General features: G+C 47.0%; 17 protein-coding genes. 15 read left to right on the forward strand and 2 right to left on the reverse strand.

The genetic code is table 11. The features are described 5' to 3' along the window. The 11 genes from Q4E93_RS05350 (at position 1) to Q4E93_RS05405 (ending at position 13,699) form a co-directional block, all read left to right on the forward strand. Entirely contained in the window at positions 1-843 is an 843-nt protein-coding gene (locus Q4E93_RS05350) for an SDR family oxidoreductase (RefSeq protein ID WP_303583186.1), read from the forward strand. Between the two features lie 172 nt (positions 844-1,015). Continuing rightward, a complete protein-coding gene (locus tag Q4E93_RS05355) occupies positions 1,016-1,990 on the forward strand; it encodes a helix-turn-helix transcriptional regulator (RefSeq protein ID WP_303583188.1) in 975 nt (324 codons plus the stop codon). Positions 1,991-2,013: 23 nt separating this feature from the next. After that, positions 2,014-2,211, forward strand: a complete 198-nt coding sequence (locus Q4E93_RS05360; RefSeq protein WP_303583239.1) for a hypothetical protein — start codon at positions 2,014-2,016, stop codon at positions 2,209-2,211. A 522-nt stretch (positions 2,212-2,733) separates the two neighbouring features. Beyond that, positions 2,734-3,300 (forward strand): RNA polymerase sigma factor, encoded by a 567-nt coding sequence (locus Q4E93_RS05370; RefSeq protein WP_303583191.1) that lies wholly within the window; start codon positions 2,734-2,736, stop codon positions 3,298-3,300. 90 nt (positions 3,301-3,390) lie between these two features. After that, the gene (locus Q4E93_RS05375) at positions 3,391-4,608 is read left to right on the forward strand and encodes a FecR family protein (RefSeq protein WP_303583192.1); all 1,218 of its coding nucleotides are present in this window, start codon (positions 3,391-3,393) and stop codon (positions 4,606-4,608) included. A gap of 204 nt (positions 4,609-4,812) precedes the next feature. After that, positions 4,813-8,364 carry a SusC/RagA family TonB-linked outer membrane protein gene (locus Q4E93_RS05380; protein WP_303583194.1) on the forward strand — a complete coding sequence of 1,184 codons (3,552 nt, stop codon included), beginning with the start codon at positions 4,813-4,815 and terminating at the stop codon, positions 8,362-8,364. A gap of 19 nt (positions 8,365-8,383) precedes the next feature. After that, entirely contained in the window at positions 8,384-9,844 is a 1,461-nt protein-coding gene (locus Q4E93_RS05385) for a RagB/SusD family nutrient uptake outer membrane protein (protein WP_303583196.1), read from the forward strand. 34 nt (positions 9,845-9,878) lie between these two features. Beyond that, positions 9,879-11,165: a TlpA family protein disulfide reductase gene (locus Q4E93_RS05390; RefSeq protein WP_303583197.1), complete on the forward strand. Its 1,287-nt coding sequence runs from the start codon at positions 9,879-9,881 to the stop codon at positions 11,163-11,165. A 6-nt stretch (positions 11,166-11,171) separates the two neighbouring features. Further along, positions 11,172-12,098: a TlpA family protein disulfide reductase gene (locus Q4E93_RS05395; protein ID WP_303583200.1), complete on the forward strand. Its 927-nt coding sequence runs from the start codon at positions 11,172-11,174 to the stop codon at positions 12,096-12,098. A gap of 6 nt (positions 12,099-12,104) precedes the next feature. Beyond that, entirely contained in the window at positions 12,105-13,253 is a 1,149-nt protein-coding gene (locus Q4E93_RS05400) for a TlpA disulfide reductase family protein (RefSeq protein ID WP_303583202.1), read from the forward strand. Between the two features lie 71 nt (positions 13,254-13,324). After that, a complete protein-coding gene (locus Q4E93_RS05405) occupies positions 13,325-13,699 on the forward strand; it encodes a LytR/AlgR family response regulator transcription factor (RefSeq protein ID WP_303583204.1) in 375 nt (124 codons plus the stop codon). Positions 13,700-14,169: 470 nt separating this feature from the next. On the opposite strand, the gene Q4E93_RS05410 is transcribed toward Q4E93_RS05405, so the two are convergent. Together Q4E93_RS05410 and Q4E93_RS05415 are read right to left on the reverse strand one after the other, a co-directional pair. Next, the gene (locus tag Q4E93_RS05410) at positions 14,170-15,072 is read right to left on the reverse strand and encodes a nucleotidyl transferase AbiEii/AbiGii toxin family protein (RefSeq protein WP_303583206.1); all 903 of its coding nucleotides are present in this window, start codon (positions 15,070-15,072) and stop codon (positions 14,170-14,172) included. After that, positions 15,056-15,835: a type IV toxin-antitoxin system AbiEi family antitoxin gene (locus Q4E93_RS05415; RefSeq protein WP_303583207.1), complete on the reverse strand. Its 780-nt coding sequence runs from the start codon at positions 15,833-15,835 to the stop codon at positions 15,056-15,058. The genes Q4E93_RS05410 and Q4E93_RS05415 overlap by 17 nt, the downstream gene beginning before the upstream one ends. 326 nt (positions 15,836-16,161) lie before the next feature. On the opposite strand from Q4E93_RS05415, the gene Q4E93_RS05420 reads away from it, so the two are divergent. The 4 genes from Q4E93_RS05420 (at position 16,162) to Q4E93_RS05435 (ending at position 20,812) form a co-directional block, all read left to right on the forward strand. Beyond that, entirely contained in the window at positions 16,162-16,833 is a 672-nt protein-coding gene (locus Q4E93_RS05420; RefSeq protein WP_303583209.1) for an SgcJ/EcaC family oxidoreductase, read from the forward strand. A gap of 419 nt (positions 16,834-17,252) precedes the next feature. Beyond that, positions 17,253-18,392 (forward strand): ATP-binding protein, encoded by a 1,140-nt coding sequence (locus tag Q4E93_RS05425; protein WP_303583211.1) that lies wholly within the window; start codon positions 17,253-17,255, stop codon positions 18,390-18,392. Between the two features lie 186 nt (positions 18,393-18,578). Beyond that, entirely contained in the window at positions 18,579-19,283 is a 705-nt protein-coding gene (locus Q4E93_RS05430; RefSeq protein ID WP_303583213.1) for an alpha/beta fold hydrolase, read from the forward strand. Positions 19,284-19,429: 146 nt separating this feature from the next. After that, positions 19,430-20,812: a sigma-54-dependent transcriptional regulator gene (locus tag Q4E93_RS05435; protein WP_303583215.1), complete on the forward strand. Its 1,383-nt coding sequence runs from the start codon at positions 19,430-19,432 to the stop codon at positions 20,810-20,812. Position 20,813 lies beyond the last annotated feature (1 nt).

The following is a 20,813-nucleotide window of genomic DNA, read 5'->3' on the forward strand; positions in this document are numbered from 1 at the left end:
ATGAAATTACTGATGATCGGTGCCACCGGGAGATTTGCCGGATTGGTTTTGCCGCAATTAAAAAAACAAGGCCATCATATCACCGCATTGGTACAGGACGGCAACAAAGGAAAACAAGCCATCGCCAGCGGCGCAGACCAGTTTGCTATAGGCGATCTCTATGATCCTGTTACGCTTAAAAGTGCAGCCGCAGGGATAGATGGCGTATTCCACATCATCCCTGCATTTAACCGGGAGGTCGAAGCAGGTTTGAACATGGTTAAGGCGGCGGAGGGAACTGGCGTTAAAAAATTTGTATTCTCTAGTGTCTATCACACTTCTTTGTCGTTAGCCAACCATGCTGAGAAGCGGCCGACAGAAGAGGCGCTTTATCACTCCGGCATGGATTATACCATTTTGCAGCCTGCCATGTATATGCAAATGTTGCAGCAGAGCTGGCAGGCAGCCAAACAAAGCGGCGAAATTGTTATGCCCTATTCAAAAGATTCGAAAATGGCATATGTGGATTACAGGGATGTCGCCGAAGCCGTGGCTTTAGCTATGACCGACAGGCGTTTGTCCTACGGGACGTTTGAGCTGGCATCACCAGGCATGTTTAGCCGGGTTGATTTGGCGGAGTTGATGAGTAAAAAGTTGGGCAAAAGGATCATAGCGAAAGATCTGCCCGTAGATGAATGGGCTAAACAAGTAAATATTCCACCTGGAGAACTGCGTGAAGGGCTCATTTCGATGAATAAAGAATATGACAAATACGGGTTCTCCGGCGGAAACGCCTTGGTACTCGAGACTATACTTGGCCACCCGGCGCGTACCGTGCCACAGTTTATTGAAGAATTGAAGTAAATTGATGAGCTATTATAATGGAAAATATATCATTGACGCCGTACAACAGGTACGGGTTACAGCTTAAGAACCACTTAGTGATGGCGCCGATGACAAGAAGCAGGGCCATCGACGACATACCGAACGCCCGGATGTCTATTACTGCAGATTTTGACGGTACTAAGAAAACATAATGGCGGTTACTTTTGAATTTGTTATTGAAAAAGGGTTCCATTTTGCCGAAGTATTTGGCAAAAGGTTTGGAATGCCTGTTGCCGAAAACCGGGTTTATTTACCCAAATCGTTGGGTGATGGCTATATACAGGAAATGCAATTGAGGGAGGGCCTGAGCCTGTGCATGCATCGATACATACTTAAACAGGAGTTTTCGTTAAAACGCCTGGAATTAGCCGGACCGTCCAAAATGTTGACGCTTAAGTTCGACTGCAGAAAGGTTGCGTTGGAAAGCGGGCAGCAGGAAACCCATCTGTTTGCCCCCGGGTGCGAAGCCGAATTGGGCACGGGCAATTTTTTCACCGAGATATTCTTTCCCGCAAAGCAAGAGATTTACTTTTTGGTCATCAACGTGGCCCGTGAGCTTTTGGTGGAATTGCTTCATTTGTCCGGTGAAGAGGCTGCATTGCGCAACCAGCTTTTAACCAACCCATCGTTTGTCGCCAATGTATCAATGTCAGTTGAAATGGAAAGCGCACTGAAAGATCTCAGTAACACAACCTTAGGTGCGCCATTTTATTTATTGCGTTGCCAGGCGAAAGCGCTTGAATTAATTTATCTATTGTTCGCTAAGATAACAGAAAGAGTCAATGACACGGAGGTTGCTGTCAACAGGGCCGACGCAGACAAGTTATACGAGGTCAGATCAATGATCCTTAAGGATTTGTCGGTAGCACCGCGGTTGAATGATTTGTCAAAGAAAGTCAACATGAGCCCGACGAAAATGAAAACGCTTTTCCGACAGATATTCGGAGATTCTATTTACAATTATTTTCAGCATGCGAGGATGAATGAAGCCGCCAGGCTGCTCAGGGACCATTCCGTAACAGAAACGGGTTATCGACTCGGCTTTACCAATATGAGCCACTTTTCCCGTTTGTTTGAGAAGTATTTTAAGACGAAACCCAAGAAATTCAAGGGGGGTAATTTATAAAAGAAATTTTTAAAAGGACGGTCATGGCCTTATCAAAAGAAGTTTTAGACAGCATAGCATTCTCAAAACAAAATGGATTCGACAAATTAAACCTTGCGCCCCCGGAGGAAACGAGGAAAGCGATGGCGAAGGCCGCGCAGGACCCCGGCCCCACTGCTGTGGCAGATGTGATCACTCACTGCGGAAATTATGAAATGGTTTTGGGGCGATTATCTGAGTGATCCTGCTTTGTTCGAAGAAGCATCGATGCTCCGGGCTGCCGATTTTACGGGCTTACCTCCAGCCATGATTTTCACCTGCAACTACGATCCGTAGAGAGATGAGGGAAAAGCCTATGCAGATAAATTGCAGAAGGCCGGCGTCACCACGATCTTTCAGAATTATGAAAATATACATGGATTTTTCGGGATCGGTTCGATGGGAGAGAAGGCGATGCAGGAAGCGTGCGCCTTTTTAAAAGATAAATTGAACAGTTAACTAATTTATGAACGTTGTGACGGATATATTTTCACCTCGTTTTTGAGCATAAACCAGGCTGCGCCTGTTTGGGCTATTGCGCTGTAATGGCATACTAAAGACGCAGATAGTAGTTGACTGGTTCATTTAAACAAAAGTTTATAAACCCAAGAACAAAATCCGGGCAGTCCGAATATTTGTGTTGATTATCGGGTTTTCATTATTTTTACCCACCGGTTAAAGCTTAGTACAATTTGCCCCCTGATTCGATCCATAATGAAAGGAATTTGCTTCTGCAGATCGCGGAGGGCAGTGAAATAGCTTTTCGAGAGTTATTCGAGCACTACCAGCGGCGACTGTTCACCTATGTATATAAGGTCACGCGTTCAAGAGATCTGGCCGACGATGCCGTGCAGGATATCTTCCTGAAGATCTGGTCCATGAGGCAAAAGCTGCCGGAAATAGAGAACATTGAGGCCTATCTTCGTCGAATGGCACACAACCAGGCGCTTAAAGGTTTTCAGGCGGTGGCAAGGGAAGGGTTGGTGGAAGACGAGTTGGCACGTCGGCGATCGGCCCATGGAAGTGCGGATGACGGCCTGCTCTCCAAGGAAATACAGCTTTATATCAATCGCCTTATCGATCAGCTTACACCGTCCCAGCGCAGGGTATTCCTGTTAAGCCGGGAAGAAGGCCTCAGGCAGCAGGAAATCGCCGACCGCCTGGGATTGAACCTCGTCACTGTCAAACGACACATGGTGGATGCGCTGAAAGCCATCCGGGACGGCCTTGCTCAAAACTATGGCACACAGGCTGTTGTGCTTTATATAATCTTTCGGTTAAGCGATTATTAAAAATATATCATTTTTTTCTTCGCCTTCTCCTTCATTAAGGGATCATACCGAGGTAGCCTTTCCTGATTTCAAATTTACACGCATGTAGCTATGTCAGAACGATTCACCTATTTAATGGCCCGTTGGCTCGACGGCAGCAGTTCCAAAGAGGAGCAGAGGGAGCTTTGGGGATTATCGCTGGAAGCGGCCAACCAGGAGCTGCTGAAGGCTGAGCTGGAGCGCACCTGGAGCGGTGTGACTGATGAGCAAAGCATGTCTGCCGGGAAGATCGAGGCGTTATTTGAAAAGGTCGGCAGTGACGCTGCCGAAAGGATGGATGCCGAGCCTCCCGCGGAAGCACTCATCGGGCGGAAGTGGCTATTTGGGCGATGGATCTTAGGAAGCACGGCTGCGGCGGCGGTCGTCATGCTTGTTATCGGGACACTGATATGGCGGACGAGATCATCTGTTGAGCAGCCTGTACCGTCGGTAGTCCAAAATATGACGCATGAGATCCTGCCCGGAGGGAATAAGGCGGTGCTAACGCTATCGGATGGCAAGAAGATCGTTCTTGACAGCGCCGCAGACGGCACGCTGACAAAACAGGGCAGCGTCCATATCATCAAGCTGGGGGACGGGCGTCTGGCATACGAGGGTAAGGATAATGTCAACGCTCTTAATACATTAAGCACGCCCTATGGCGGCATGTATCGCCTGAGATTGCCGGATGGCACAGAGGTATGGCTTAACGCCGCCTCCTCTATTACCTATCCTACAGCCTTTGCCGGGCCCAAAAGGGAAGTGCATGTTAAAGGAGAAGCCTATTTCGAAGTGGCGAAAGATGCATCGAAACCCTTTTTCGTCGAGGTTGACGGCCATTCAACTATTGAGGTGATGGGAACAGACTTCAATGTGAACGCCTATGAAAATGAAGATGTGATCAGCACCACCTTATTACAAGGCGTGGTGAAGGTCACTGCCGGCGGCACGGGCGACAAGGGCCACCAGGTCACTCTTAAACCAGGACAGCAAACGCTGATAGACACTGACGCGCGGAGAATCAGATCGGTGAACTATGTAGACACCGAAAGGATCGTAGCATGGAAGAACGGGGCTTTCAATTTCGAAGGGATACCGCTGGAGAGGGCTATGCGGCAACTGGCAAGATGGTATGATCTGCAGATCACCTATGAACAACCTGTCCGGGCAATTCAGTTCGGCGGCACGCTGAAAAGGAACCTGCCGCTTTCCGACGTATTGCATTTTCTGGAGGGGGCCGGCCTTCATTACAAACTGGAGGAGAACCACAGGTTAGTGATTTTAAAGTAAAATAAAAGCCGAAGATGCGGGAACATCTCCGGCAGGAATTTGATCAACGAATAAGAACATTTTTTGAATCGAAGACAGCTGCTTATTAATTAACCAAACTTAGGTGAAGTTATGGAATTTTCTGCTCTAAACCAGCCGAATGGGATCGGTATGTCCCCCAACGAACAATCCGGGCCCCGGCTACTAACCAAAACACTGTTAGCTATGAAACTAACAATCGTTCTTCTGACTGCGGTCATTTTCAGCGCACATGCGTCCGGTGTAGCCCAGTCGGTTACGCTGACCGCACAAAAAATGCCACTGCAAAATGTGTTCAAAGTCATTGAAAAACAAACTGGCTATAGCATTTTTTACAATGATGAATATATCAGGAACGCCGGCCTGGTGACGGTTAACGTGCATGAAATGCCCTTAAGGGATTTCCTGGGGCTCATTCTGAAACAGGACAACCTGTCATACGAGATCTCCAGAGACAATATCCTCATCAAAAGAGCAACACCGATGCCTGCCTTATCCGATCCTGCAAAACCCGTCAAAGTTTCGGGCACCGTAACAGGGGACAATAATCAGCCGCTGTCCGGCGCTACAGTCCAGGTAAAAGGGCAGGTGGCCAGCACCGTTACCGACGCCAAAGGAAATTTTCAGATCACGGTGGATCAGGGCGCGACGATCGTGATAAGCTATGTCGGATATCAACCGAAGGAAATAAAGATCAACAACAGTCAGACTATAAACATAACCCTGGATGCTACGGAGCAAATGCTCGGGAATGCGGATGTGGTTACAACAGGTTACCAGGTGTTATCAAAAGAACGCAGCGCCGGGGCCTTTTCCAAACCGGATATGCTTACGATTGCCACCCGGTCCAGCAGCCCTAATATTTTGCAAAGGCTGGACGGGCTGGTACCCGGCCTGGTGATCAACAATGCGCCAAATGGTCAACCGCTGCTGATCCGGGGGCTGACCTCCGTCAACTCCACCAAATCTCCTTTGATCATAGTAGATGGAGTTGAGTTACCCGGCAACAACACCAGTCCTGATGCTTTGACCAATGTGCTGAACAGCGCCAACCCGATAGCAAATATCAATCCGCAGGATATTGCGGACATCACTGTGCTCAAGGACGCTTCTGCTGCCTCGATCTGGGGCGCAAAGGCGGCAAACGGTGTGATCGTCATCACCACGAAAAAAGGCAGGGCCGGGGAGAACCTAAAAGTCGAATATGACGGGTACTATATTTTTCAGGGCCGCCCGGACCGGGGCTATATTCCCAAATTAAACAGCCAGCAATATATAACTGCCGCCAGGGAAATATTTCCGGAATATGCTCCTTTCAATACATGGGGCTCCGTGCAATCCGTTGCCCCGGTGCCTCCACATCTGCAGGTCCAATATGACCGGTACCGGGGGCTGATCACGCAGGCACAGGCCGATAAATCGCTGGATAGCCTTGCGGGCATCTCCAACAGCGGGGATGTATCCGATATTTTTTACCGCAGGGCTGCTACGACGAATCACACCGTATCGATCTCGGGAGGGACCCGGGCCTATACCTACTACGGGTCACTGAGCTACACCGGGATACAGAACAATGTACCCGGACAAAAGAACAATAGCTATAAGATCAATCTCAGGCAGGATGTCAATGTGAACACAAGGGTGCAGATCTCCTTCATAACGGACCTCACGAATACGGCTACGAGCGGGAATGCCATCGGCATCGATAGCGGTATCGCCGTCCCCGATGTGGCGCTGGTACCCTATCAGCGTTTCCGGAACGCCAATGGCAATCCATTGGCCGTGAACTTTATGGGTAAATACAGCGATTCTCTCCGGCAGGATTACCAGGCGAGAAGCCGGATCAATCTTGATTATGTACCGGTGAACGAGATCAATGCCGGCTATTTCAAAGGAAATGTGTTATCAGGCAGGATTGTGGGAGGTGCCAAAGTAACGCTGTTGAAGAGCCTCCGCTTTGAAGGCACCTATGGCTATTCCACCATGTCCTCCAACACAAGGACGGTACTGAGCCAGGGAAGCTATGGCGTAAGGAACGAGCTGCTGAATTTCACGCAGGCGCCTACCGTAGGCAGCGTCCCGCAGTACTGGCTGCCTGCCACGGGCGGCAGGCTGACGGAAAATAACGCCACGCAAAAGAACTGGACCGTCAGAGATCAATTAATTTTCGACCAAAGCTGGAACGAACATCAATTGACCGTACTGGCAGGCCAGGAAGCCACCAGCATTACTCCCGTGACGACACAGGTGATCTATCGGGGCTGGGACGACCAGCTCCAGCTTTCCCGTCCGGTGAACTACGATACACTGGCCAAAGGCATAGACGGGACAGTCACCGGTCAGCCAGGTATATTGCCCAATAATCTAAGCGGCGGTGAAGGGATCATAACGAGGACAACATCCTATTATTCCAGCCTTAGCTATGCCTATCTAAGCAAATATGTGCTGAATGGCAGCTGGAGAATAGACAAGAGTAATTTGTTCGGATTCGATCAGTCTGCGCAAAACCGCCCTGTGTGGAGCGTCGGAGGTAAATGGATGCTGGCCCGTGAAAAATTTATGACATCGCTGACCTGGCTGGACAGGCTGGATCTGCGGTTGACCTATGGTATCACCGGAAACGCGCCGACGCCGGGTACCGCAGCCTCTTTCGACATCCTGCTTGCCCAATCGAATGTGAACTATGTCAATCAAACGGGATATGTCATCTCTACACCAGCCAATAGTAAGCTCACCTGGGAGGGGACTTCGGTTTATAACACCGGGCTTGATTTTTCGCTCATGGGCGGCCGTTTAGCCGGGTCCATCGACGGATATTTGAAAAAGACGCATGATCTCATTGGACCGCTGAAAACAGCGCCCCTGACGGGTTATGCCACAGTCACGGGAAATTTCGGCGACCTCGAGAACAAAGGCATCGAGCTTCTTTTAAATTCGCTGAACGTCGTGTCAAAGAATTTCTTCTGGCGGACCACCCTGATCTTTGGTTACAACAGGAATAAGATCACAGAGCTGGCAGCCAGCACACCGATCACCACCGGAGTAGGTATGATCGCAACGAACGGCTCGGCACCCTTTTTTGTCGGCCGGCCGGCGTATACCGTGTTTGCCTATAACTATGCCGGGCTAAATTCGGTCGGAGATCCACAGATCAGGCAGGCCGACGGAAAAGTTACGGCTGCCGCTACGGCCTCTACTGCCCAGGATGTATTGTATATGGGAAGCTCTCAGCCGTCGTGGACCGGCGGGCTGTTCAATACCCTTCTTTACAAAAGATTCCAGCTGAGCATCAATATTACCTATAATATGGGGCATGTCCTGTTCCGCGATGCCAATACGTTCTGGAGCGGACCTATGTATGACAACTCCATGAGCAGCGAATTTGCGGACCGATGGAAAGCTGCCGGAGATGAAGCAAAGACCAATATTCCCAGGTATGCAGGTTCCAACGACATTGCCAACAATCGTAACACGGACTATTACAGCCACGCAAATTCCAACGTATTCAATGCATCTTATGCAAAGATCCGGGAGATCACCCTATCGTATAACCTTGGGCCGGACATCGTCCGCCGTCTTCGGGCCGAAGGCATCAATTTCCGGGTCCAGGTGTCCAACCTGATGCTCTGGAAGGCCAATCACCTGGGGATCGATCCCGAATTTCAAAGTGTGACGGGTGCACGATCCATGCGCACCGGTCAGGGGGCAATCACCATCGGGGCTCATATTACGCTTTAATCAAACAACAATTACAGTTATGAAAGTTCTACATAAATACCTGTTGGTTCCCGCACTGTCCGTATTGGTCCTGTCACAAGTGTCCTGTAAAAAGGATTTTTTGGAGATTCAGCCGAAAGGATATACGATAGCAAAGACCACCTCCGACTATGAGCAGCTGCTGAATGCGACTTACCTGTCGACTACTTTCACGGCATCCGGATACCTGGCCGATGATATGGCTGCACAGCAGGATTATTTCGATGGCGCACTTCTTCGTGCGCAACGGCTCTTTAGGTTCTCAGATTCCGTTTACCTGCCGGATGAATTACCGACGGAACTAGCCGATCCCCTGTCCTATATTCAGCGGTTATATATTTTCAACAAGGTGATCAACGAGGTCATGCAATCCCAAAACGGCACCGATCAGCAAAAACTAGCCTTGCAGGCGGAAGCAAAAGTCGGCAGGGCTGTCTGCCTGTTGTCATTTTTGAATGATTTTTCCAAACCCTATAATGCTGCTACCGCCGAAAAGGACCTGGGCGTTCCTATCATAACAAAGGCTGATGTAACTCAAACCCAATTTGTCCGGGCGACCATCAAGGAAGGATATGACTTTATGATCAAGGATCTGACGGACGCCTTGCCGTATCTGGGGCAGGTCGTCAATCGCCGCAAATTCTCGAAGGCGGCAGCGGAATTCTATTTGGGCCGCATTTATCTATACATGGCGGATTTCGCTAATGCGCGGACACACATAGACGGCGCGTTCGCTGCGATCGCAGGTTCTACCATTCCATTGGCCCTGTATGATTATAATGACGTGCTGGACCCCAACTCAGCTGACAGCTGGTATCCGTATGCGCTTTTCAGGTTCGCCAACATCCCCCTCTCCGCCAACAACTCCCAGATCATCTATAACATTACAGCCAGCACTTTCTTCTTCAACTCTGTCAATACTTTTGTAACCAGTCCGCAAACGGCGGCCCTCTATGACCCGTCGGACAAACGCCTGGACCTTTTTTCCAACACGGAATTGTTCGGGACATTTGTTTTCCCCAAAGGCATGCGCCGGTACGCTGCCGATTTCAACCTGGATATTGGTCCATCTCTGCCGGATCTGTACCTCATGCGTGCCGAGCTAAAGGCCCGGGCAGGTGATCTGGCCGGCGCCACAACGGACGTCGGGTATCTCAGAAGTAACAGAATGCCGGCCAATGTAGCCACCGTGCCAACGAATATCGCGTCCGATCAGCCATCCCTCGTGAAATTTATCCTGGAAGAGCGCATCAGGGAATTTGCAAGCAGCGGTCTGCGCTGGTTCGATGAGCGCAGACTATCCGTAGACCCCCTGTATAGCAATACGGTCAGGTATACCCATGAGATATATGACGCAGACGGCAACGTGGTAGCGTCCTATACACTCAGGCCGGAGAGATTTGCCTTAAAGTTCGGGCAACGTATGCTCAATGAGAACAAAGGCCTCATAGAAAATCCATAAGATCAGCACTTAACACACGCTTAATATGATGAAAATGAAAAAAATAATCCTGCTGCTGCTGATCTCCAGTCCTGTTTTCGCACAGCAATCGAAAACCATGCAAGAGAAATTCCTGGCTTTTACAATGATCGGGAACGTGGAAGACCAGGAAAAGCAATATGATGAAATGGTGAAAGCAAGTCCCATCGACGCTGCCAAACCATCCATGTACGAGGAATATCGCGCCCAGCTGGCCACCGGATGGCTTACCAAAGGCAATTTTGAGCGTTACTGGTACTATAAGAACACCCATCCGAAATTCAATCCGCTTCAGTTCCTCTATCTCAGCTATGCCCTGGACCATCTTCTCGATGAAGACAAAAACATGTCGGAGTTGGAAAAAGTATCAAAAGGGATACTGGATGATCTTCAAAACGGGGTATTGAGCGATGGCATGGGCAGGACACAACCTATAATGGAGGTCAATGCGGCGGCCAACGCCAAACTGGGACATACGGAAGCTGCGCTGGAAATGATAGCGAAATCCTCGCAGGTCAAGGATAATATGCGCGACATGCGTTACTTCAAGGATCAAAAAGCCAGCTACCTCAACCGTTACGGAATAGTGATGCTTGCCGCCGGCAAGTACGAGGCAGCGTTCGACACCCTGAGTAAGGCTTTCAAAGACGCCGAGTCGAATCCCGCGATGGTCAGGACCTTCAGGCTGGCGTATAAAAAATGGAAGGGGACGGAAAAAGGTTTCGAACAATGCCTCAAATCCCTACAGGAAGAAGCATACCGCGAATGTTATGCAGAAGTAGAAAAAATGTATATCGCGGCTCCCACAACGACGCTGGAAGGGACATTTCCAAAGCGCAAACCGGAAGACGAACCAATGACGCTTTTCCGCGCCAAACAGCCAGTAAAAGAGATCTCGATGGTCGACCTGAATGGCAGGACCGTGAATCTTGACGATTATAAGGGCAAGGTGCTGGCGTTGGATTTCTGGTCAACGGGATGTACTCCCTGTGTTGCCGCATTCGCCGGATTTGACCGTGCCGTTGCTGACTATAAAAAAGATATATTTCAATTGTTTGTCGTCGATCTCTTTGAGGACGAAGAGACTGTGAGATCTTTTGTATCAAAAAAGGGGATCAGGCTCGACGTTCTGCGGGATGAGGAAAATAAGGCTTATGACGTTCAGGGAACGCCAATGAAAATTATTTTTGATCCGTTGGGCAATATCAGGTTCTACAGCTCCGGGTATGCCGGTTCAACAGACAGGGAATATTACAAATTGAAATCTATGGTGGAGATCACCAAAGCAAGGTATAAAGGATAATGATGTATGAAAGTAATAATCTATCTGGCATTCATGAGCCTTACAGCTGCCGCGGGGCGCGCGCAGGACAACCAGCCCGTCTCCTGGAAGTTCTCCAGTGAGGCGACGGCGCCGCTGACCTACAAGATAAATTTCGTGGCGTCTATCAAAGAGCCCTTTCATATTTATCCCCAATCATTCAGCGGTGGCATAGGGATGCCTACTACTATTTCGATCGAAGAAAATGCCAACGTTGAATTGATAGGAGAGATCGGGGAAAAGGGTGTCGAGCCATCCAACGGAGAAACACCGGCTTTTTATGCAAAGGGCGTTGCGTTCTCGCAGACGATCCGTCTGAGATCGGATGAAAAGACAACACTCGGTTTCCGGATCAGGTTCATGGCCTGCAACGACCAAATGTGCCTGCCTCCGTCATCCAGGCAGTATACATTGGTCTTAAACGATAAAAATGCCGGCTCCGCCGGGGCAGAAGACGAAAAGGCCGGGACTGTACCAGGAAAGAGGGATACCGTATTGAAATATGAAGATTTTGAAATGCCCGATCCGGAAGGGAAAAAAATTTCCACGGCAACCATCACAGCCGGCAATAGGTATACGTTTATCGATTTCTGGGCCAGCTGGTGCGGGCCTTGCAGGGCCCAGGGAAGAGCACTTATGCCGCTGTATAAAAAGTACCGTGATCAGGGCTTTGGCGTCATCGGCATTTCGCTGGATACCGATGCTGCACCATGGAGAAAGGCAATCGCGGCCGATGGTTACACTTGGTGCAACCTCAGCGATCTGAAAGGCTTTGATTCTCCTATCATAAAAAAATTTGGCATCAACGCTATCCCCAGGAACATCGTGGTCAATGACAAGGGGGTGATTGTGGCAATGGACCTCCACGGGAAGGAATTGGAAACAAAATTGGCGGAACTATTTAAATTTAAATAAATAAGGATGAAAAAATTAATCATAGCAGGCTTATCGATGATACAGCTGACTGCGTTTGGTCAGACGAGCAATAAGTTTGTCGTCACCGGCAGGTATGGCAACTTTCATACACCCGCAAAGGCATACCTCGAGTACCAAATGAATGGCAGATCAATTCTGGATTCTGCCGTATTGGTCGGAGGGCGTTTTAAATTCACGGGAAAAGCGTCGTCCACTCCGGTGCCGGCCGAACTGATCTTCGATACGACAGGCGTCGACCGGACGAAGAGCCTGGAACAAAGAACCGTCTATCTCGAACCGGGCATCATCACCTTCAGGATGACCGGCGCCACCGTTCTGGATGCGCAGATCACCGGCACCCCTACCAACAATGACTACACAGACTACAACAATGTCGTAAATGCCGCATACGAAGACTTCTCCGGCGAAGATAAAATGATCCTGAATGGAAAAATGCCGCCAGAGTCCACACCCGGTTATGAGGCCAAGATGGAGAAGTTCCGCAAAAGATACAGCGATGCGACGCTGCATGCAAACATCAAGTTCGTAAAATCCCATCCCGCATCAGCGTTGAGCTTGCAATTGTTCCGAGAAATAGCTTATGAGCAGCCTTATGATCTGGTAATGCCTATATTTCAAGGGTTATCCCCGAAAATCAAAGACAGCAAGGAAGGGAAAAATATGGCTGAGAAGCTCGAAAAATTGAGAGTGACGGCCCTCGGGCAGCCTGCACCTGACTTCAGGATCCCGGATACTGCGGGTAAAATAGTTAACCTTTCCTCTTTCCGGGGCAAGTATGTACTGCTTGACTTTTGGGCTTCCTGGTGCGGTCCCTGCCGGGCGGAGAACCCCCATCTTGTCAAAACATATAACAAATACAAAGATCAGAATTTCACCATTGTCGGTGTATCACTCGACAAAGCCAACAGCAGAGCGCTCTGGCTGGGGGCCATTAAAAGTGACGGACTTCCCTGGCTGCAGCTTTCCGATCTAAAGTTCTGGGATGGTATAGCTGTAAAAACTTATGGTGTCCAGGCAATTCCCCAGAACTTCCTGATCGATCCGAATGGGATCATTATCGGCAGGACTTTAATGGGTAAAGCCTTAGATGCCAGGTTAAGCGAGATTTTCGATGCCGCGGGTAAAGTCAATTAAGACGGCCATAATCTGCGTGGCGAAGCATTGCGCTCCAAATTAGCCGAATTATTGAAATAAGAGGTGTTAATATGAAACCTTTTTTCTTTATCCGTTATGCCGGCCGATATCAGAAGGTCAGCTTTGCCGATATTCTCTATATCGAAGCCTGTAAGAACTATTGCCGGATCGTCATGCATAACAGAGTCTATATGATTCTTATTGCACTGAAAAAACTGGAAGCGCTTCTGCCTGCAAAGGAGTTTTGCAGGGTGCATCGTTCTTACGTTATATCTATGGATAATTTGATGGCCTTTGATCACGAACGAGCAGAATTACCTGGCCATACAATTCCGATAGGCGAACAGTTCCGGCAGGCCCTGCCTGGACGCGTACTGATACTGCAACGGGAAATGACATGCTCCGAAGCCCACGAAGCAAGTTTTTTGGAGGCGGAAACTTTTTAATACTTTTCGGCAACCCATCGATGGAAGGTATATCCGTTCCTATATAAAATGGCGATTCCCTACAGGCGAAAAAGCGTAAATAAGCGGGAAAAATAAGGCATATAGAAGTAAAGGGCTCTGTACCCAAACCCTTTATTCCGCTGCCAAACTAAAACGCCTTCCGGACTTCGTCCGGAAGGCATTTGTGCGCGGGATGAGATTCGAATTTCTCCCGGCAGAAGAACGATGTTCATTCTCATTGAATATTACTTAGTTATAGTTTTCGTTTCTTTTTAATACGGTCACTAAATTAGTCACTCTTTTAGTCACTGAAATTGTGCATTATAGTTGCAACAGGCTCTCAATTCCCAAATGATTATGATATTTTGGGTTTGTAAACCTAAATTATTATGGTTTCCATGGGATAAGTCCTAATCATCTTACAATTCCTTGAGTTCAGTGATGATAACAAAGATTGCCAATATGCATACTTATAAGCCGTTCAGCTTCTTTTTAAGAATTTCATATTGCTCACGATGCTTATCTGGATTTTTATCTCTCAAATTTTGAAGGTTCTGCAATTTCCAGTTAATTGCCGGGAAACGCTGAAAATCATAGATACTCCAATCTGGTGCAATGTTTTTGACGCTTAATAAAAACTCCTTATCGCTATCGGTCAAATTCTCGCGAATAGTTGCTACAAGTTTTTCCCGAATGCTTTCGTATTCCTCGTAACTAAATGTTTCGTCTGTCATGCCTGAAAACTGATTAGCAAGCGCCGAGCGCTGATCCTGAAAATTCGGGATAATCAATTCGTTGATCGGCCTGTCACTACAAAGCAGGAATAGTAAAAAACCTTCTTTTATCTCCTGTGTGAAACCTTCCATACCCAACAAATATTTTACATCGAACAAATCGCGCGGGTGCTGGCGATCAAGTGCTGCGATTATTTTTCCACCAAATAGTTGTCCGACCGGAACAACAGGGATTGCACAAAAGGCTTCAAATGTAGTTTGTGCTCTCTCGCATAACGGCACTTCTTTCGGTTCTGCTATAGTGCCTCGATTAACCAGGTTAACTTCAACTTTTACATCAACCTTGTTGGCTGAAATCAGCAATTTTCCGGCGTTCAGGCGCGGCGTAAATCGAACGCCTGGAATGACTTTGGCAATATTTGCCTTTATTCTTTCCAGCGCTTCAGCAATATGGTTTAGGGAAGTTTCTCTATCCTCAATCGGAAGATAAGTAAGGTCAATATCTACAGACAAACGCGGCATATCACGAATAAAAAGATTGATCGCTGTACCACCGTGTAGGGCGAAGCATTTTTCTTTAGCAACTTCCGGCAATACGCTCAATAATAACGATACTTGTTGCCTATATATCTTTTCCATTTTCTTCTAATTCTTTTGGAACTGTTATTCCGTATTTATCTATAAACACACCGTTTTTAACAACGCTACGCTTACCTTTCCCTAAATCTATACTTTTAGAATCAAGATGTTTGAACCAATTATGATCGGCTTTCTCCGCCATATAAAGGAACAATCGTTTTACTTTCACCGACTGGCAGTTCTCTAGCAATGTTTGAACGTCCTTTGGGACGAGATTATTCAACCCCTCCATAAGTTCAAAACATTCCATGAGTTCTTGTTCTTGAGGAGCAAGATGCAGACATTCCATTATAGCACGAGCAGCTCCTGAAACCTTAATTGAGAAATTTCTTAATTCAACTTTCGTCAACCCTAAGTCCGGCGGCAGAAAAGATGTTTCATGATAATCGGCTTTCACACCCCAATCATGATTTTTAAACCATGTCGGAAGTTTTTCGCCTCTGCTGCCGAATAGAACAACCCGGACAGCCGATAATTCCAAGTAATGAGCTTTCCCCAAAAGAGAAAGGGCCGTCCGGCCTCCCGGATGTATTGTGAGGCCGTTTTGCTCTTGGAGGGCGTATATAGCCCCTTCATAACCCACCTTATCATTGCTTCGGATGTACGCTCCCGTACCAACAGATTTCAACCAGTTGCTTTTTTTATATCGTTGTTGCAAGTCGTGGCTGTATCCCTGCTCTTTCATCCAGGATGATAGAAGCACTATCCCCGGGGGGTGGGAATTTAGGAGATGGTTTAGTTTGCTTCCTGTATCCGTACTCATAGTACGAATATACAGTTATTTTTAAACAAGGTCAAGGAACGGTTTATGTTTGTGCATATAATAGTACTTTTAGTACTACTATGTAATTAAATTTAAACTGAATTTCCCTGAAAATAGGTAGATATTGCTGAAATGACCGCAAAACCACCAGGAACAAGCAGCTTGCAAGCATTGCTTTAGTGTGGTGACCGCTCACTAGATTGCGGTATTTGTAAACTGGATTCCGCCACCGGCAAAATACCGCAGTAAGTTATCTCAGGCTTTGTAAATTAGGGATGATTCCAGGAAGGATATTAATTACGACTAATATTCAACCACAAGACTCAATGAGAACTAGCAGGAAAAATTTTATAACGGTCAACAAGAGCCAGAAAACATTCTTATATAATGAAGCCGCAAACCCCTTCATTACAACGACAAAAAATCAATTGATGAACCTGGTAAACACGCAATTTTTGATGACAAAGCTCAGAACAACGCTTTTTATCGCGTTAATGCTTAAGGGCCTATTTTGTTGTGCCCAAAATGGTGAAAAATCGTCTGGCAATCCGAGTGATGAAAGATTGATTGGAGGTCAAATTGATCGTATGGTTTCTGACTGGAATACCAGGGAATTCAAAAATATGGATCTATACGCAACCAGCGATGTTGAATGGGTAAACATTGTAGGTATGTGGTGGAAAGGAAGAGACACTGTGAAAAAAGCGCACCAAGTCACTTTTGATCATTTCTTCAAAGGCGTGCCGTTCACAAAAACAGGTTTGAAGATACGGTTTTTGACGGATGATGTCGCCATTGCTCATTTGAATTGTCATGTTGGCTCCCTTTTTCCACCTGACGGTATCGATCGTGTGACTAACAGAACGCCCGAAACCGATAATATATTAATTCTGATTTACGTGAGAAAGAATGGAACCTGGCTACTTTCTGCCGGACAGAATACTGTAGTAGACCCAAAAGCCGCTAAAAGCAATCTAATATCCGAAAAGGTTAATTGACAAATAGGCAACTTTTTAAGCGATAGATTACAATCAGATGCCTAGGATCAAGAAACGCTACAAGGTTAATCTCAACGTCGCGTGAATTTCAAGCAGTTTATGAAAGCAAGCTTTCACCGCTACCAAACTAAAATGCCCCCCGGACTTCGACCGGAAGGCATTTGTGCGCGGGATGAGATTCGAATTGCTCTCGGTACTTGAATGATTGCCTTATTCATTGATATTTAGGTTATTGCGATTTTAGCTTATACTTGATTTGGTCAGCTTTTTAGTCACTGTTTCGGTCACTGTTTTGCACTTGAAAGGTAGATTTTTTCTTCTTGCGGTAGAAAAATAGTCTTCCAATTCCGGAGTAATTATGATATTATTGGTTTATAAACCGAAAATATTATAATTTTATTGGAGTTAAAACCGAAAATATGATAGCTCGAATATTGCAAACTACTCTGCAAAAGAGGCTTTTTAAGGGTAAGGCTATTCTACTTTTTGGGCCGCGCCAATGTGGGAAATCTACCCTCATTGAAACAATGTTGGGAAGTACGGATCATTATTATATGAACGGGGATGAAGCTGATGTGAGGGAAACACTTTCTAATACAACATCCACGAAGTTAAAAGCCATTATTGGAAATAAAAAGGTAGTATTTATTGATGAGGCTCAACGTATTCCAAATGTAGGCTTGACACTGAAACTTTTCACGGACCAATTAAAGGACGTTCAGGTGATTGCGACAGGTTCTTCGGCTTTCGAATTGTCTAGCCAGGTCAATGAACCATTAACGGGGCGCAAATATGAATACATGCTTTTCCCGTTGAGTTTCGGTGAGATGGTTCAGCATCACGGCTTGCTGACTGAAAAAAGATTGATAGAGCATCGTCTGTTATATGGCTATTATCCTGAGATCGTCACAAAACAGGGAGAAGAAAAAGAGCTGCTAAAGCTCTTGGCGGAAAGCTATTTGTATAAAGACTTGCTGATATTGGAACAAATTAAGAGACCGGCTTTGCTTGAAAAACTGCTAAAAGCCCTAGCGCTACAAGTCGGCAGTGAAGTAAGTTATCATGAATTAGCGCAAACAGTTGGGACGGACGATAAAACAGTTGATCGTTATATTGATCTGCTGGAAAAGGCCTTTGTTGTGTTTCGCTTGCCAGCTTTGAACCGGAATGTCCGCAATGAAATAAAAAAAGGAAAGAAAGTTTATTTCTATGATTGTGGCATTCGCAATGCCATCATTAATAATTTCAAGCCGTTGTCGACCAGGACTGATGTAGGAGGTCTGTGGGAGAATTTTGTCATTGCCGAACGGATGAAATCTTTACGTTATCAAGGCAAAGATGCCAAACAGTATTTTTGGCGCACAACACAGCAACAGGAAATTGATTTGATTGAAGAATGCGAGGATGACATGACTGCCTATGAAATAAAATGGAATCCCAAAAAACGTGTCCGGTTTTCGAAAACCTTTACTGAGAATTATCCTACTGCGAAGACAACTACTATCTCGCCCGGTAATCTCGAAGAATTTCTAATGAATAATGAATCGGGGCAGGAGTAAACGGGCAATAAAAAAAGCCTTGCAATTGGTTGATTTTTTTCTCATCCGTCATGTGACACCAATCCAATCATGCACAACAGCAGGAACAAAACATTAAGCATCATAATTCTTTGAAGAGTTATAATTCAAGCTATTTTCTCACTTGCCGGCGCTTTTCCACCTTTGTTCTATAGCAAAAACACAAATATGGAAAACGGAAAGAAAAAACCAAGCATCGTATTCTGTCATGGGATTTGGGCGGACGGCTCTTGTTGGAGCAAATTAATCCCTACACTTCAGGAAGAAGGTTACGAGGTCATTGCATGTCAATATACACTCCAGACCGTTGCTGAAGACGTGGACATTGTAGAAGGCTCGCTGGGTAGGGTCAGCAGCCCCGCGATCCTCGTAGGGCACTCTTATGGGGGGAGCGTGATCACGGCAGCAGGCGCAGACGACCGCGTCGCAGGTCTGGTTTATATTGCTGCCCTGTGGCCGGACTCAGACGAGACATCCCAGAGTCAGCAGGACAAATATCCCAGGACGAATATCTGGGCGAATGTGGAGATTGCAGACGGACGGGCCTGGATGAAACACTCCGGTACCGAATTTTTTTGCGGCGATCTTTCGGCCGAAGAGCAGAGGCTTGTTTGGGCGACTCATTTTGCACCCAATGTGAATCTGTTCAACACGACGGCGCATGGAACGGCCTGGAAGACAAAACCAAGCTGGTATATCGTAGCCACCAATGACAAAACAGTTCACCCGCAATTGCAACGCGATGGAGCGAAGAAAATGGGCGCCAATACGTTTGAAGTTGCTTCCAGCCATGTCCCCATGTTGTCGAAACCTGAGTTTGTATTGGATGTGATCCGCAAAGCCACCGCAGCGGTGGAAAGTTCTCAAAAGTAGTAAGAAGACCCTCTTCCACGGGAAGGGGGTTATTTATAAAGCAACTACGAAATCTCATATAATTTGCGAAATGCTGACTAAAAAGCGATCGGTGCCAGACTTGTGCTAATATTCAGTATTTTGCGTTAGGCGCCGCCAGACACAGCATGAAAAAAAAGATACTCATTGTCGAGGATGGGATCGTAGAAGCGAATAATCTCCGTATTATCATGGAGAGCGCAGGATATGTGGTGTCCGGATTGGTGGACTCCTATGAGCGAGCCATTGCAAACCTTGATAAAGAAAGGCCCGACCTTGTTCTACTCGATATTTTTCTGGCCGGACCGAAAACAGGAATAGATCTTGCGCGGGTGTTGAAGGAAAGAAATATCGCTTTTATCTATTTGTCGGCCAACTCGAATAAAGACACGCTGGAATTGGCCAAGGTTACGGGACCGTATGGTTTTCTCGTGAAGCCTTTCCGAAAGAAAGATATTCTTATCGCTCTTGAGATCGCTAATTATCTCCATGAGCAAAAACAAACGATACGCGACCGGGAGACTTTCCTGGCCACTTTCGAAAAGCCGTCCACATTCCCTGGGATTATCGGAAACTCGCCCGAACTGCTGAAAATATTCCACCTCGTTAAGGTCGTTGCCCCCACAGATACCTCCGTATTGATCCTGGGAGAAAGCGGTACGGGAAAAGAAGGGATCGCCGAAAATATTCATGCTGCATCATCCAGGAAGTCGAAGCCTCTTATAAAGGTCAATTGCGCCGCCCTGCCGGCAAGTCTTATCGAAAGCGAATTATTCGGGCATGAAAAAGCTGCGTTTACGGGTGCATATGACCAACGGATCGGGAAATTCGAACAGGCCAACAAGGGCACCGTTTTCCTGGACGAAATAGGCGACATGCCGATCGATCTCCAGGTCAAGCTACTTCGGGTGTTGCAGGAAAAGGAAATTGACCGCATCGGCGGAAAAGGTAGTATCAAAGTGGATATCCGCATTATTGCCGCGACAAATCGTGACTTGGAAAAAGAGGTCATGGAGGGCCGGTTCCGAATGGATCTCTACTACAGGCTCAATGTTTTCCCGATCCTCATGCCGCCGCTAAGAGATAGAAAGACGGATATTCCGGCACTTGCCGGATATTTCATAGAGCGATTTTGCAAACATAATAATCTGGGTGTTAAAACAGTTTCCAGGGAGGCCATGGATAGTCTTTTATCCTATCCCTGGCCCGGCAATATCAGAGAATTGCAATATCTGATGGAAAGAACCGTGTTATTGACGCCTGGCGATACCATTCACGAATTCACCTTGCCCAATACCGCTGCCGTTGCCGTTGCGGCGAAGGCTACGACGACACCTGGCGTAAAGACCATCAGGGAAATGGAGATCGACCATATCAAAGCGGTATTGGACCTTTGTAAAGGTAAGATCTATGGCCCCGGGGGGGCAGCGGAGATGCTGAAAATACCTTATAGCACGTTAATCTCCCGGATCAAGAAATTGGGTATAAAAATCGAAAAAAGCTATCGCTAGT

It is taken from the genome of Flavitalea plasmicola (genome assembly GCF_030546645.1).
Taxonomy (GTDB): domain Bacteria; phylum Bacteroidota; class Bacteroidia; order Chitinophagales; family Chitinophagaceae; genus Puia.